This window comes from Streptomyces echinoruber, assembly GCF_014651135.1.
In the GTDB taxonomy this organism is placed as follows: domain Bacteria; phylum Actinomycetota; class Actinomycetes; order Streptomycetales; family Streptomycetaceae; genus Streptomyces; species Streptomyces echinoruber.
Map to the genome: position 1 here is coordinate 67,212 of NZ_BMWH01000025.1, position 12,809 is coordinate 80,020.

Annotated in this window: 10 protein-coding genes and 3 pseudogenes; 3 read left to right on the plus strand and 10 right to left on the minus strand. The window is 74.3% G+C overall.

Features of this window, described 5'->3' with window-relative positions:
* Positions 1-301 precede the first annotated feature (301 nt).
* Positions 302-661, plus strand: a pseudogene (locus tag IE225_RS34145) (PTS sugar transporter subunit IIA); the annotation flags it as partial.
* A 195-nt stretch (positions 662-856) separates the two neighbouring features.
* Here the strand turns inward: IE225_RS34145 and IE225_RS34150 are convergent.
* Positions 857-1,066, minus strand: a pseudogene (locus IE225_RS34150) (pentapeptide repeat-containing protein); the annotation flags it as partial.
* Positions 1,067-1,084: 18 nt separating this feature from the next.
* Between IE225_RS34150 and IE225_RS34155 the strand changes: the two are divergent.
* Positions 1,085-2,521: pseudogene (locus IE225_RS34155) on the plus strand (PTS fructose transporter subunit IIC); the annotation flags it as partial.
* A gap of 234 nt (positions 2,522-2,755) precedes the next feature.
* Here the strand turns inward: IE225_RS34155 and IE225_RS25055 are convergent.
* The 3 genes from IE225_RS25055 to IE225_RS25065 all read right to left on the minus strand — a co-directional run bounded on the left by IE225_RS25055 (position 2,756) and on the right by IE225_RS25065 (position 6,124).
* Entirely contained in the window at positions 2,756-3,502 is a 747-nt protein-coding gene (locus IE225_RS25055) for a DUF6227 family protein (protein WP_190059865.1), read from the minus strand.
* A gap of 157 nt (positions 3,503-3,659) precedes the next feature.
* Complete coding sequence (locus IE225_RS25060) at positions 3,660-4,880, minus strand: L,D-transpeptidase (protein ID WP_190059866.1); 1,221 nt, start codon at positions 4,878-4,880, stop codon at positions 3,660-3,662.
* A 215-nt stretch (positions 4,881-5,095) separates the two neighbouring features.
* The gene (locus IE225_RS25065; protein ID WP_190059867.1) at positions 5,096-6,124 is read right to left on the minus strand and encodes a P1 family peptidase; all 1,029 of its coding nucleotides are present in this window, start codon (positions 6,122-6,124) and stop codon (positions 5,096-5,098) included.
* A gap of 70 nt (positions 6,125-6,194) precedes the next feature.
* Here IE225_RS25065 and IE225_RS25070 point away from each other — a divergent pair, with 70 nt between their 5' ends.
* Positions 6,195-6,383 carry a hypothetical protein gene (locus tag IE225_RS25070; protein WP_190059868.1) on the plus strand — a complete coding sequence of 63 codons (189 nt, stop codon included), beginning with the start codon at positions 6,195-6,197 and terminating at the stop codon, positions 6,381-6,383.
* A gap of 19 nt (positions 6,384-6,402) precedes the next feature.
* On the opposite strand, the gene mscL is transcribed toward IE225_RS25070, so the two are convergent.
* From mscL to IE225_RS25100, 6 genes are all read right to left on the minus strand, one after another.
* Complete coding sequence (gene mscL, locus IE225_RS25075; RefSeq protein ID WP_190059869.1) at positions 6,403-6,861, minus strand: large conductance mechanosensitive channel protein MscL; 459 nt, start codon at positions 6,859-6,861, stop codon at positions 6,403-6,405.
* Between the two features lie 164 nt (positions 6,862-7,025).
* Positions 7,026-7,568, minus strand: a complete 543-nt coding sequence (locus IE225_RS25080) for a hypothetical protein (protein ID WP_190059870.1) — start codon at positions 7,566-7,568, stop codon at positions 7,026-7,028.
* 460 nt (positions 7,569-8,028) lie between these two features.
* The gene (locus tag IE225_RS25085) at positions 8,029-8,880 is read right to left on the minus strand and encodes an S-methyl-5'-thioadenosine phosphorylase (RefSeq protein WP_190059871.1); all 852 of its coding nucleotides are present in this window, start codon (positions 8,878-8,880) and stop codon (positions 8,029-8,031) included.
* A 77-nt stretch (positions 8,881-8,957) separates the two neighbouring features.
* Entirely contained in the window at positions 8,958-9,239 is a 282-nt protein-coding gene (locus IE225_RS25090) for an FmdB family zinc ribbon protein (RefSeq protein ID WP_190059872.1), read from the minus strand.
* Positions 9,240-9,329: 90 nt separating this feature from the next.
* Positions 9,330-10,598 carry an MFS transporter gene (locus tag IE225_RS25095; protein WP_190059912.1) on the minus strand — a complete coding sequence of 423 codons (1,269 nt, stop codon included), beginning with the start codon at positions 10,596-10,598 and terminating at the stop codon, positions 9,330-9,332.
* A gap of 420 nt (positions 10,599-11,018) precedes the next feature.
* Entirely contained in the window at positions 11,019-12,524 is a 1,506-nt protein-coding gene (locus IE225_RS25100) for a potassium/proton antiporter (RefSeq protein ID WP_190059913.1), read from the minus strand.
* Positions 12,525-12,809: the final 285 nt, after the last annotated feature.

Consider the following 12,809-nt stretch of genomic DNA (forward strand, 5'->3'; position numbering starts at 1 on the left):
CGGTGCGTGTCCGTCCCCCGCACGCTCCGTTCCCCTGCTCCGGCTGCTCCGGCTGCTCCGGCTGCTCCGGCTGCTCCGGATGCTCCGGATGCTCCGGACCGGCCCGCGAGCGGCGGGACGCACCGTTACTCGCCGCCACCGACGGGCGGCGGGGCCGTCCGAGCCGCCCCGCCGCCCCGGGGAGGCGGGGTTTCCCCGCCCCCGCCTCCCCTCCCGTCGCCCCCCACAGCACCCCCGTCCCCACTCCCGCCCACCCCACTCCACGGGCGATACGCGTGCGAAGGAGCCCGCGATGAGCGACATGATCACCGCGGATCTGGTCGACCTCGACCTGTCCGCCGACACCAAGGAGGCTGCGGCGCGCGCCCTCGCCGAGCGCATGGTGGCCCTGGGCCGGGTGACCGACCTGGACGGCTTCCTCGCCGACGTGGCCGCCCGCGAGGCGCAGATGCCGACCGGCCTCGACGGCGGCATCGGCATCCCGCACTGCCGCAGCACGCACGTCACCGAGCCGACGCTCGCCTTCGGGCGCAGCACCCGCGGCATCGACTTCGGCGCCGCCGACGGCCCCGCCGACCTGGTCTTCCTGATCGCCGCGCCGGCCGGCGCCGACGACGCGCACCTGACGATCCTGTCGTCGCTGGCGCGCAAGCTGATGGACGCCGAGTTCACCTCCGCGCTGCGCTCGGTGGCCGACCCGGCGACCGCGGCGGCGCTGATCCGCGGCGAGGAGCCGCCCGCCGCCCCCGCCGGCGGCACCCAGGACACCGTGGCGGCGGCGGAAGCGGCCTCTTCCGCCGCCGCCACGGGCACCACGGACACGGGCACCACGGAGACGGGCGCCACGGAGAGGGGCGCGACGGCCACGGGCGCCGCGGAGAGGGGCGCCGCGGAGAGGGGCGCCGCGGAGAGGGGCGCCGCGGAGAGGGGCGCCGCGGAGAGGGGCGCCGCGGAGAGGGGCGCCGCGGAGACGGGCGCCACGGAGACGGGCGCCACGGAGACGAGGACCGCCGAACGGCCGTTCCGCATCGTCGCCGTCACCTCCTGCCCGACCGGCATCGCCCACACCTACATGGCCGCCGAGTCGCTGGAGAACGCCGGGCGCGAGGCGGGCGTCGAGGTCGTCGTCGAGACGCAGGGCTCAGCCGGCTTCACCCGGCTCGACCCGGCGGTGATCGAGAACGCGGACGGCGTGATCTTCGCCCACGACGTGCCCGTACGGGAGAAGGACCGCTTCGCCGGGAAGCCGACCGTCGACACCGGCGTCAAGGCGGCCATCAACCGCCCCGCCGAGCTGATCGCCGAGGTGCGGGAGAAGGCCGCGCGCGGCGAGGTCACGGCGCCCGCCTCCGGCGCCGGCACGCCGGTCGAACGCGCCGGCGAGTCCGGCGAGGGCTACGGCACCAGGCTGCGCAAATGGCTCATGAGCGGTGTCAGCTACATGGTGCCATTCGTCGCCGCGGGCGGCCTGCTCATCGCCCTCGGCTTCGCCATCGGAGGCTACAAGATCAACAAGGCGCCGTCGGTGACGGACCACTTCCTGTGGACCCAGCCCGACAGCTGGGCGGCGCTGCTGTTCCAGATCGGCGTCGTCTCCTTCGGATTCCTCGTCCCGGTCCTGGCCGGCTACATCGCCTACGGCATGGCCGACCGGCCCGGCCTCGTGCCCGGCTTCGTCGGCGGCTCGATCGCCCTGACCATCAACGCCGGCTTCCTCGGCGGCCTGGTGGCCGGTCTGCTCGCCGGCGGCGTGGTCATGGCGATCCAGAAGGTGCGCATCCCGGCGGCGCTGCGCGGCATCATGCCGGTGGTGGTGATCCCGCTGATCTCCTCGGCGGTCGTCGGATTCCTGATGTTCGTGGTCGTCGGCAAGCCCATCGCCTCCGCGCAGAAGGGCATGACCGACTGGCTCAACGGGCTGACCGGCACCAACGCCGTCCTGCTGGGCGCCCTGCTCGGCCTGATGATGTGCTTCGACCTCGGCGGCCCGGTCAACAAGGTCGCCTACACCTTCGCCACCGCCGGCATCGCGGTCTCCAGCCCGAGCGACTCCGCGATGAAGATCATGGCCGCGGTGATGGCGGCCGGCATGGTCCCGCCGCTGGCGATGGCGCTGGCCACCACCGTGCGCGGCCGGCTGTTCACCCGGACCGAGCGCGAGAACGGCAAGGCCGCCTGGGTCCTGGGCGCCTCCTTCATCTCCGAGGGAGCCATCCCGTTCGCCGCGGCCGACCCGCTGCGCGTCATCCCCTCCTCCATGGTGGGCGGCGCCGTCACCGGCGCCCTGTCCATGGCGTTCGGCGCCACCCTGCGGGCCCCGCACGGCGGCGTCTTCGTCGTCCCGCTGATCGGCAACCCGCTGCTGTACCTGGTCGCCATCGCGGCCGGGGTCTGCGTCACCACCGCGCTGGTCGTCACCCTCAAGAGCCTGCGCGGGCAGGCCCCGGGCGGCGCGGCCGCGGAGTCGGCCGGGCAGGCGCCGGCGGCCTCGGCGGGGCGGAAGGAGCCGGTGGCGGCGTAACCGCACACGGCGGGCGCGGCACGGCCGCGCGAGGGATCGCGGTGGCACGGTCGCGCGGAGGGACCGCGGTCCGGGGTTTCGGTCCCGGACCGCGGCGTTCCCGGTCGGTGCCGTTGTGTGCGGGGGCGCGTGATCGTGTGCTCGCGGGGCCGTGTGGCCGTGTGGTCGCGTGGCCGTGTGGCTGCGTGGTCGCGTCGGCGGGTCCGGCGAGGACTACGGCGGCTCCGGCGAGGGTTACGGCACCTGCGCCGCCCGGCGCTCCATCGCGTCGCGGGCCGCGTTCTCCGAGACGTACACCTCGCACATGTGCCGCCCGTCGGGGGTCGCGGTGTGCTCCACCTCCCACAGGGAGAGCTCCCGGCCGTCGCCGAGCAGGAAGGCGTGCTCGTACAGGGCGAAGCACACCCCGGAGCGGCCGATGCGGCAGGGGCGGCCGAAGGCCTGCGTGATCTGGTGCGCGCACGCCGTCCGCAGCAGGGCGGCCAGGTCCGCGCCCGGCCGGTCGGGGTTCTCCGCCCGGCGCAGCAGCCGGCGCGCGTGGTCGGCGGAGTCGTCCGGCACGTAGACGTGGCGCGCGGTGGGCACCGGCGACAGCTGCACCGTCACCGGCAGCTCGAACTCCGGCGCGTCCGGGGGTAACGGAAGCCGCACGGTCGCGGCGCGCAGCTCCTCCTCGTCGACGTACACCTCGTGCTGCGGCTCGCCGCCGGGCGCGGTGTTGTGCACCAGCTCCCAGAGCGTCAGCGTCGAGCCGTCGGCGAGCAGCCAGGTGTGCCGGTACGTCTCCCGGTGCAGGCCCGCGCTGTGGTGCGCGGAGTGCAGCGAACCGTCGTACGCCAGCGCGCAGTCGAGCAGCCGTATCGTCTCGTCGGGCAGCTCGAAGGAGTTCAGGGCGCGGCTCAGGAGTCGCTCGAGGTACTCCTCCGGAGACTCGGGCGACTCGCGTGGTTCGTACGCTGCCGTCTCGTACGGAACGCTCAAGGCATCTCCCGGCGTCGCTGCATGTCACCTTGTGGGTGCATACCGTAGCCCCTCGGTCGGACATCGTGTCCGGGAACCGAGAAAACGTACGCCCGGAAAACGGCCGGGCCGCGCGGGATGTTCCCGCACGGCCCGACGGATCGTCAGAAACCGCTGCTCACACGGCACTTCCGGCGATCCACTGGCTCCAGGACATGTTCCAGCCGTTGAGGCCGTTGTCCGGCGCGACCGTCTTGTCCGGGGAGTTCTTGACGATCACCACGTCCCCGACGAGGGAGTTGTCGTAGAACCACTTGGCGGAGGTGTCGCCCTGCGCGCCCCGCACGTCCTGCAGACCGACGCAGCCGTGGCTGGTGCCGGCGCGGCCGAAGGGTGGATTGCCCTTGTTGTACCAGTAGTTGCCGTGGATGAAGGTGCCCGAGGTGGTCAGGCGCATCGCGTGCGGCACGTCCGGGATGTCGTACTCGCCGCCCAGCCCGACCGTCTGGCTGTTCATGCGGGTCTGCACGAACTTCTCCGAGATCACCATCTGGCCGTTGTACGTGGTGTGCTGCGGGCTGCCGGAGGAGATGGGGACCGTCCGGAGCGTTGTGCCGTCCCGCACCACCGTCATGGTCTGCGTGCCGACGTCCACCGTGGAGACCTGAGAGCGGCCGACGGTGAACGTCACCCTCTTCTTCTGCACGCCGTAGACGCCGTTCGCCCCCTCGACCCCGTCGAGGTCGATGTCCACGGTGACCTTGGAACCGGCCTTCCAGTACTGCTGCGGCCGGAAGTCCAGCCGCTGCGCCCCGAACCAGTGGCCGACCACCTTCTGCCCGCTGGTCGAGTTCACCGTGATGTGCGACTGCACGGCCTTCTTGTCGGTGATCGCCTTGTCGAACGTGAACGACACCGGCATCCCCACGCCCACCGTCGTGCCGTTGTCCGGCGTGTAGGTCCCGATGAAGCTGTGCGCCGAGGAGACCGTGGTGAAGAGGGAGTTGGCGGCGGCCGTGCGGCCCTGCGCGTCCTTCGCGGTCGCCGATATCCGGTACTTCGTGCCGCGCTCCAGCCGCCGCGTGGGCCGCCAGCTCCTGCCGTCCGCGGAGAGCGTGCCCGGGACGGCCCGTCCCGTCCCCGCCACCGTCATCTTCACGCCGGTCAGCCTGCCGCCGCTGACCGTGACCCCGGTCTTGTTGATCGACGCCGACGTCGAGCCGTCCTTGGCCGAGATCGCGATCCGCGCCGTGGACGTCCTGACGCCGGAGTTCTTGCCGTCCCGGCCGTTGCCGTCGGCGTTGGCGTTGCCGCCGCAGGCGGTGAGGGTGAGGGCGCCGACCATCAGGGCGGCACAGGCCCCCAGTGCGCGCCGCGCTGTTGTGTCCGGCGTTGTCACGGGCTGCTCCCAGTTCCAGTGATGTGCGTGATCCGCTCCAGTGCGTGGGGAAAGAGGCGTCCACCCGCGCCGGGGGTTCCCGCCGTACGCCCTGAACGCCGTCACGTGACACAACCGGGACAATTGCACGACGGACGTGACGTGGCGGACGGGGGGAGAGGGGAGGCGCCGGCCGTCCGGTGGCCGGCGGCCGGTGCCCGGGCCGGCGCCGGCCGTTACGGGCGGCCGTACAGCTCCTCGTACGCCGGCCACGCCCCGCCCGGCCCGTTCACCGGCTCGGCGGCGCGCACGGCCCGCACGATGGCGCGCGTCACCAGGTCGGCGCCGGCCGCGAGGAGCTCGTTCAGGGCCAGGGGGTTGCCGGGGTCGAGTGGCCGGGGGCCGGTGGCCAGCGCGAACACCGTGTCGCCGTCGTTGAGCAGGTGCACCGGGCGCACGGCCCGCGCGATGCCGTCGTGTGCCGTGCCGGCCAGCTTCTGCGCCTGTGTCCTGGTCAGCTCGGCGTCGGTGGCGACGACCGCCAGCGTGGTGTTCATCGGGGGCGGTGCCTGACCGGCGGCGGTCTCGGCGAGCCACCGCCGGGCGCGCTCGTGCACCTCGGCGTCCGGAACGGCGAGACGCCCCTGGAACACCTCCCCGTACAGCACCCCCGTGTCCGGGTCCAGCACCGATCCGGCCGCGTTGACCACCACCAGCGCCGCCACGGTGATCCCCGAGCCGAGCACCGTGCTCGCCGTGCCGACCCCGCCCTTCACCTGCCCGGCCACCGCACCCGTACCGGCACCCACGCACCCCTGCGGCACCGGCGCCCCCGGCGCACTCGCCGCGGCGGCCTCCACCGCGGCCCGCCCGGTCGCCGCGTCCGGCCGGGCCCGGAAGTCACCGCCCCGGCCCAGGTCGAACACGCAGGCCGCCGGCACCACCGGCACGACGTGCGCCGGGTCCGCGCCCACCCGCACTCCGCGCCCGCGCTCCTCCAGCCAGGCCATCACCCCCGAGGCCGCGTCCAGCCCGTACGCGCTCCCGCCGGTCAGCACGACCGCGTCCACCCGCTGCACCAGGTTGCGCGGATCCAGCGCGTCGGTCTCCTTCGTCCCCGGCCCGCCGCCGCGCACGTCCACCGCGGCCACCGCCCCGCCCTCGGGCGCGAGCACGACCGTCGTACCGGTGAGCCATCCGCCGCCGGCCCGCGTCGCATGGCCCACCCGCACGCCGGGCACGTCGGTCAGAGCGTCCACTGTCATGGCGCCAGTGTGACGTGGTCCCGCGCCGGCTCCCCACCCCCGGTCCGGCCCGCGACCGTACCCTGGAGGCATGACCTCCGCCCCCGCCCCCGAGCCGCGCGACGAGCCGCGCGGCGTGAAGAACCCGCTCGTCTTCGACGACCCGCTGGACCAGCAGTCCTCGGACGACACCGACCGGGGGTGGGGCGAGCGGGCCGACGGGGACGGCGCCGGTGATCTGAGGCGCTTCCTGGACGAGAAGCCGCCCCACCACCTGTGAGACCGACGGGACCGGCGGGCTACCGCTGGGCGGGGCCGGAGCCGCGCTGGGCGACCAGCGCGTCGCGTATCTCCTTGAGCACCTCCAGCTCGGTCATCTCCGCGACCTCCTTCGTGCCCTCCCGGGCCGCCTTGCGGGCCGCCACCCGGGCCAGGTACTTCGACATGGGCAGGACCATCAGGAAGTAGACCACCGCGCCGGTGATCAGGAAGTTCAGCGTGGCGCCGAGGACCGATCCCCACAGGATGCGGATGCCCCGGTCGCCCTTGCAGGAGGCGCTCAGGCAGGAACTGTAGTTGTCGAGGCTCGTGGTGCCGATCGCGCCGACCAGCGGGTTGATCACACCCTTCACCACCGAGTTGACGATGTTGGTGAAGGCCGCGCCGATGACCACCGCGACCGCCAGATCGACGACGTTCCCGCGCATCAGGAAGGCCTTGAAGCCCTGCCAGACGCCCGGTTCCCTCTTCGCGCTCACCTCGAAGGCTCCCCTCGCACAGACGGATCGCGGAACAAAACGCTCCGCAACCTACGCCACGGCGGGGCGGCCCTGTCCAACGGCCCTCCTGCACCGAGAAGTCCGTCTCCACCGAGAAGTCCGACCGGGCGGTGCGGGAAGCGCGCGGACATGCCCGGCCGGGGTCACCACAGGGTCACCGCCAGCCGTGCCGTGGCGCTCGCGCCGGCCAGGCGCGCGGCGGTGGCGCGCGGCACCGACAGGGCGACCAGCGCCCCGCCGCCGGCGGTGCCGGACGTGTCGCCCAGGGATTCCGGGGGCCGGGCGACCCGCGCCCCGCGGGCGATCACCCGGGCCTCGCCACCCGTCGCCGGGTCCTCGGCGGCGATGACGTCGACCCGGTCACCGGGCCGCAGCAGCCGCACCGTGGCCGCGTCGGCGATGCGCACCGGCGCCGTCACCAGCCGGGCGGCGCGGTGCCCCGGCGGCCGCCCGGCCACCGGATGCCCGCGGGCCGCCGCGTTCGGATGCGGCGGCGCGGTGCCCCGCGGCCCGGCCGCCACGAGCGCGGCCGCGGTCACCGCGAGCCCGGCCGCCACGGCCCGCCGCCGGCTCCGCACCAGCCGGTGCAGCCCGTACCGCGCGCCGCGCACCCGCACGGGCGCGAAGTGCGGCACCTCGCAGCGCGCGGGGACGTCCGCGCCGGCCGCGGGCGCGGACACGGGCACGACCGCGGGAGACGACGGGGCCGGGGCGGCCGGGGCGGCCGGGGAGGCCGGGGAGGGCGGGGACGAGAAAGAGGACGAAGAGGAGGACGTAGGGGAGGACGAGGGGGAGGAGGGGGACGGCGGGAAGGGGGAGAGCGGAGAGAGCGGGGAGAGCGGGGAGAGCGGGGAGAGCGGGGAGAACGGGGGGAGCGGGGAGAACGGCGAAGACAGGGACACGAGGACCACCACCCGTGACGAGGGACCGGCTTGCGATCTCCACGATGACGCCTCGCGCCCGCGCCCGCTCGAGTCGGTGCACTACCGGCTGGTTGTGGACAACTCCCCCACCCGAACGAGCCGTTCCGCACACGGGAGCGCCCCCGGCAGCCCCACCGCCACCCCCGGCCATCTCACCGCCACCCCTGCCACCCCCGGAGCCCCCCCCGGGCCGCCCCCGCCATCCCGCCACCCCCGACGCCGCCTACGGCAGCGCAAACCCCGGATCCATCCCCCCGAGCGCGTTCGCGCACAGGCAGTCCCGGTCCTCGTTCGCCGGCAGCGCGGCCACCGCGTCGAACAGCACGCCGCGCAGCCGGTCGACGTTGGTCGCGAAGACCCGCAGGACCTCCTCGTGCGAGACGCCCTCGCCGGTCTCGGCGCCGGCGTCGAGGTCGGTGACGAGCGTCAGGGAGGTGTAGCAGAGCTCCAGTTCGCGGGCGAGGGCCGCCTCGGGGTGGCCGGTCATGCCCACCACCGACCAGCCCTGTGCCCGGTGCCAGAGGGATTCGGCCCGGGTGGAGAAGCGGGGCCCCTCGACGACGACCAGCGTGCCGCCGTCGACCGGCTCCCAGTCCCGGCCGCGGGCCGCCTTCAGCGCCGCCGCGCGGCCTGTGGGGCAGTACGGGTCGGCCAGGGAGACGTGCACCACGTTCGGCACCGTGCCGTCGGGCAGGGGCAGCCCGTCGAAGTAGGTCGAGGGCCGGGACTTGGTGCGGTCGACGAGCTGGTCGGGCACGAGCAGGGTGCCGGGGCCGTACTCGGGCCGCAGGCCGCCCACCGCGCACGGGCCGAGGACCTGGCGCACGCCGACGGACCGCAACGCCCACAGGTTGGCCCGGTAGTTGATGCGGTGCGGCGGCAGGTGGTGGCCGCGTCCGTGCCGGGGCAGGAAGGCGACGCGCCGGCCGGCGACCTCGCCGAGGAAGAGGGAGTCGCTGGGGGCTCCGTAGGGCGTGTCGACGTGGACCTCGGTCACGTCGTCGAGGAAGGAGTAGAAGCCGGAGCCGCCGATGACCCCGATCTCCGCGCTGACACCGTTCTCTGCGTTCGCCATGTCCTGCACAGTAGCCGCCCCGCAGGACGCCGAAGACCCTGCCGTCGCGACGACGGCAGGGCCGAAGCGGTGCAGGGTCAGGCGGCGGTGCTGGCGGTGCTGGACGACGACGACTTCGCGTCGGACGAGGACGACGAGGACGACGAGGAAGAGGAGGAGCCCGACGTGGAGCTGCTGGAGGAGCTGCGGCTGTCGGTGCGGTAGAAGCCGGAGCCCTTGAAGACAATGCCGACCGCCGAGAACACCTTCTTCAGGCGGCCCTTGCAGCTCGGGCACTCCGTCAGGGCGTCGTCGGTGAACTTCTGCACCGCCTCGAGGCCCTCGCCGCATTCGGTGCACTGGTACTGGTAGGTGGGCACTGTCTTCCTCCTGGCACTCTCACCTTGTGAGTGCTGGCACTCTCGCTCTGGGAGTGCTAACGACGCTCCATAGTGACGCATTCCCGGCCGTCAGTCCACTGCGGCCGCTTCGCGGTGACCGACGCCACGCGCGACGGCACGGCCGCGGGGCCGTGCGGCCAGGCGGGAGCGCAGGGCCACCAGGACGGCCAGGGCGAGCACCGTGCCGGCCATCGGCACCAGGAACCCGGCGCCGTCCCCCAGGCGGTCCTCCAGCTGCCCGGCGACCGTGACGGCGGCCGCCTGGCCGAACGCGACGGCGCCGGTCATCCAGGTGAACGCCTCCGTGCGGGCGCCGGCCGGGACCAGGGTCTCGACCAGCGTGTAGCCGGTGATCAGGGAGGGCGCGATGCAGGCGCCGGTCAGCAGGCCCAGGCCGCCGAGGACGGGCACCGAGTGCGCGGTCCACAGGGTGGAGGCGACCAGCGCGAGGGCGGTGTACGCCAGGACCAGGCGGCGCCGCGGGGAGGTCCGCCAGGCGACGGCGCCGCAGACCAGCCCGGAGAGCATGTTGCCGGCGGCGAAGACGCCGTACAGGACGCCGTTGAGGCCGGGGTGGCCGATGGACTCGCTGAACGCGGCGAGGGAGACCTGCATGCCGCCGAAGACCGAGCCGATGCCGAGGAAGACGGCGACCAGCACCCGCACCCCCGGCACGCGCAGCGCCGAGGCGTGCCGCACGCGCGCGTGCCCGCCGTCCCGGGAGACCGGCGGCTGGGTGCTGCGGCCGGCGGCGAACAGCAGGCCGCCCAGCAGGGTCAGCGTGGCCTCCGCGACCAGGCCCGCGGCGGGGTCCACGGCGGTGCACAGGGCGGTGGCCAGCAGCGGGCCGAGGACGAAGGTCAGCTCGTCGGTGACCGACTCGAAGGCCGCCGCGGTGGTCATCAGGGGCGAGTCCTTGAGTTTCACGCCCCAGCGGGCGCGCACCATGGGGCCGATCTGCGGCACCGAGGCGCCGGTCGGCACGGCGGCCGCGAACAGCGCCCACAGGGGCGCGTGGGCGAGCGCCAGCGCCGTCAGCGCCAGGGCGGCCAGGGCGTGCACCAGGACGCCCGGGACCAGGACGGCGCGCTGGCCGTGGCGGTCGGCGAGACGGCCGCTGTACGGCGCGAACAGCGCCATGGAGACGCCGGTGACGGCCGCGGCGGCGCCGGCCGCGCCGTAGGAGCCGGTGGTGTGCCGCACGAGCAGCACGATGGACAGGGTGAGCATCGCGAACGGCTGGCGGGCCGCGAAGCCCGGCAGCAGGAACGTCCAGGCGCCGCGGGTGCGCAGCAGCCGGCCGTATCCGGGGCGAAGGGAGGGGTCCGTCGAGTTCATCGCCGGTTCTGCGGTGACCGTGTTCTCCACGGTCCGTGCCTTTCTGCCGCCTGGTAGCGGGCCCCGTGCGGTGCGTGGCGGCGGGGCGCGCCGAGAGCTGTCCTCGTGCGCGGAACTGCGGTAGATACCGGCGCCCGCGGAAAGGGGCAGCCGGCCGCCATACGGTCGCGCCAGCTCTGCGTCAGGCAGAGTCGGTTCGAACAGGTGCGCCCTCATTGTACAGAGCGGGCCGCCTCCGGGCCTGTGAAAAGCAGCACCATCGCCCGGCCCACCTGCGATTCCCGGACGCGCGGGGCGTACGGGGCAACGTCCGCACGGGGCGTACGGAGCGGCGTACGAAGCAACGCACGGAGCGACGTGCGAAGCGGCGTGCGAAGCGGCGTGCGAAGCGGCGTGTGAAGAGATGCCCCGGCGCGTCTCTCAGCGCCCGTTCTCCTCCCCGCCCGTCCCCAGCCATCCCGCCAGCTTGCCGCCGCGGCTGACCGCCCGCAGGCGGCGTTCGGCGGCCTCGCGGACGGGGTCGGTGGCGACGACGAGGAGTTCGTCGCCACGGCGCAGGACGGTCGTCGGGAGCGGCACGAAGGACCTGCCGTCGCGCACGACGAGGGTGACCGCGGCCCCGGCCGGCAGCCGCAGCTCGTTGATCTCGACGCCGTGCATGCGGGAGTTCGCCGGGATCGTCACGGACAGCAGGTGGCCGCGCAGCCGCTCCAGGGGGGCGGACTCGATGCCGAGGTCGGCGGTCTCCGGGCCCTCGCCGAGCCGCAGGGCGCGGGCGAGCCAGGGCAGGGTCGGCCCCTGGACGAGGGTGTAGACGGCGACCAGGACGAAGACGATGTTGAAGATGCGCCGGCTGGCCTCCACCCCGTTCACCATGGGGATGGTCGCCAGGATGATGGGCACGGCGCCGCGCAGCCCGGCCCAGGACATGAGGATCTGCTGCCGCCGGGGCACCCGGAACGGCGTGAGGCTGGCCACCACGCTCAGCGGTCGCGCCACCACGGTCAGCACCAGGCCGATGACGAGGGCGGGCCACACGTCGTCGCCCAGTTCGTGCGGGGTGACGAGCAGACCGAGCAGGACGAACATGCCGATCTGCGCGAGCCAGCCGAGGCCCTCGGCGAAGCCGCGGGTGGCCGGCCAGTGCGGCAGCCCGGCGTTGCCCAGCGCCATGGACGCGAGGTAGACCGCGAGGAAGCCGCTGCCGTGGGCCAGGGCGCCGGCCGCGTAGGCGGCGACCGCGATGGCCAGGACGGCGATCGGGTACAGGCCGGAGGCGGGCAGCGCCACGCGCCTGAGGCCCCACGAGCCCAGCCAGCCCACCGCGAGGCCGAGGGCGGCGCCGATGGCCAGCTCCAGCGCGATCTCGCCCAGTAGCACGTACCAGTGCGCGACGGGGCCGGCGGTGGAGAAGGCGACGACGAGGATGACGACGGGGGCGTCGTTGAAGCCGGACTCGGCCTCCAGGGTGCCCGTCACGCGTGCGGGCAACGGGATCCGGCGCAGCACCGAGAACACGGCCGCCGCGTCCGTGGAGGACACCACCGCGCCGATGATGAGCGCCTGCCGCCATTCCAGCCCGACCAGGTAGTGCGCGCCCGCCGCCGTGACCCCGACGCTCACCGCGACGCCGGCCAGGGCCAGTGCGGAGGCGGCCGGCAGGACGGGCCGGATGTCCCGCCACTTCGTGCCCAGGCCGCCCTCGGCCAGGATGACGACCAGGGCCGCGTACCCGAAGATCTGGGTCAGCGCGGCGTCGTCGAAGTGGATGCCGCCGACGCCGTCCTGGCCCATGAGGATGCCGATGGCCAGGTAGACGAGCAGGCTGGGCAGTCCGCTGCGCGAGGAGATCCGGACCGCTGCGACGGCGACGAGCAGGACGAGCGAGCAGACGAGCAGGAGCTGGTTGAGCTGGTGGACAGTCAGCGGCCGTTCCCTTCCCTAGGTCTCGTGAGGTCTCGTGAGGTCTCGCAGGGCTTCCGAGGCCCGGAAGTCCGCGGAGCCGGGGTCCGGTGAGCGGCCGGCCCCGGCTCCGCGCCCCTCGATCGCCGCGCCGCCCCGATCACCCCGCCACGCCGCGAGGCGACCGCGCCGTACCGACGCCCGCCCGGTCCCTCGGCGCCGGAGTCCGGCCGGGGCGTCCGGCGCCGGCGCCCGGGCCCGGCACCCCGCACGGGAGTCCGCGTACGCCTCATCCACGTCATTCACGTC

Excerpts from the sequence above, each read along its gene's own strand:
- IE225_RS25085 (WP_190059871.1), bottom strand. The coding sequence starts at position 8,880 with ATGGCGAACGCAGAGAACGGTGTCAGCGCGGAGATCGGGGTCATCGGC.
- IE225_RS25065 (WP_190059867.1), bottom strand. The coding sequence starts at position 6,124 with ATGACAGTGGACGCTCTGACCGACGTGCCCGGCGTGCGGGTGGGCCAT.
- IE225_RS25070 (WP_190059868.1), top strand. The coding sequence starts at position 6,195 with ATGACCTCCGCCCCCGCCCCCGAGCCGCGCGACGAGCCGCGCGGCGTG.
- IE225_RS25095 (WP_190059912.1), bottom strand. The coding sequence starts at position 10,598 with ATGAACTCGACGGACCCCTCCCTTCGCCCCGGATACGGCCGGCTGCTG.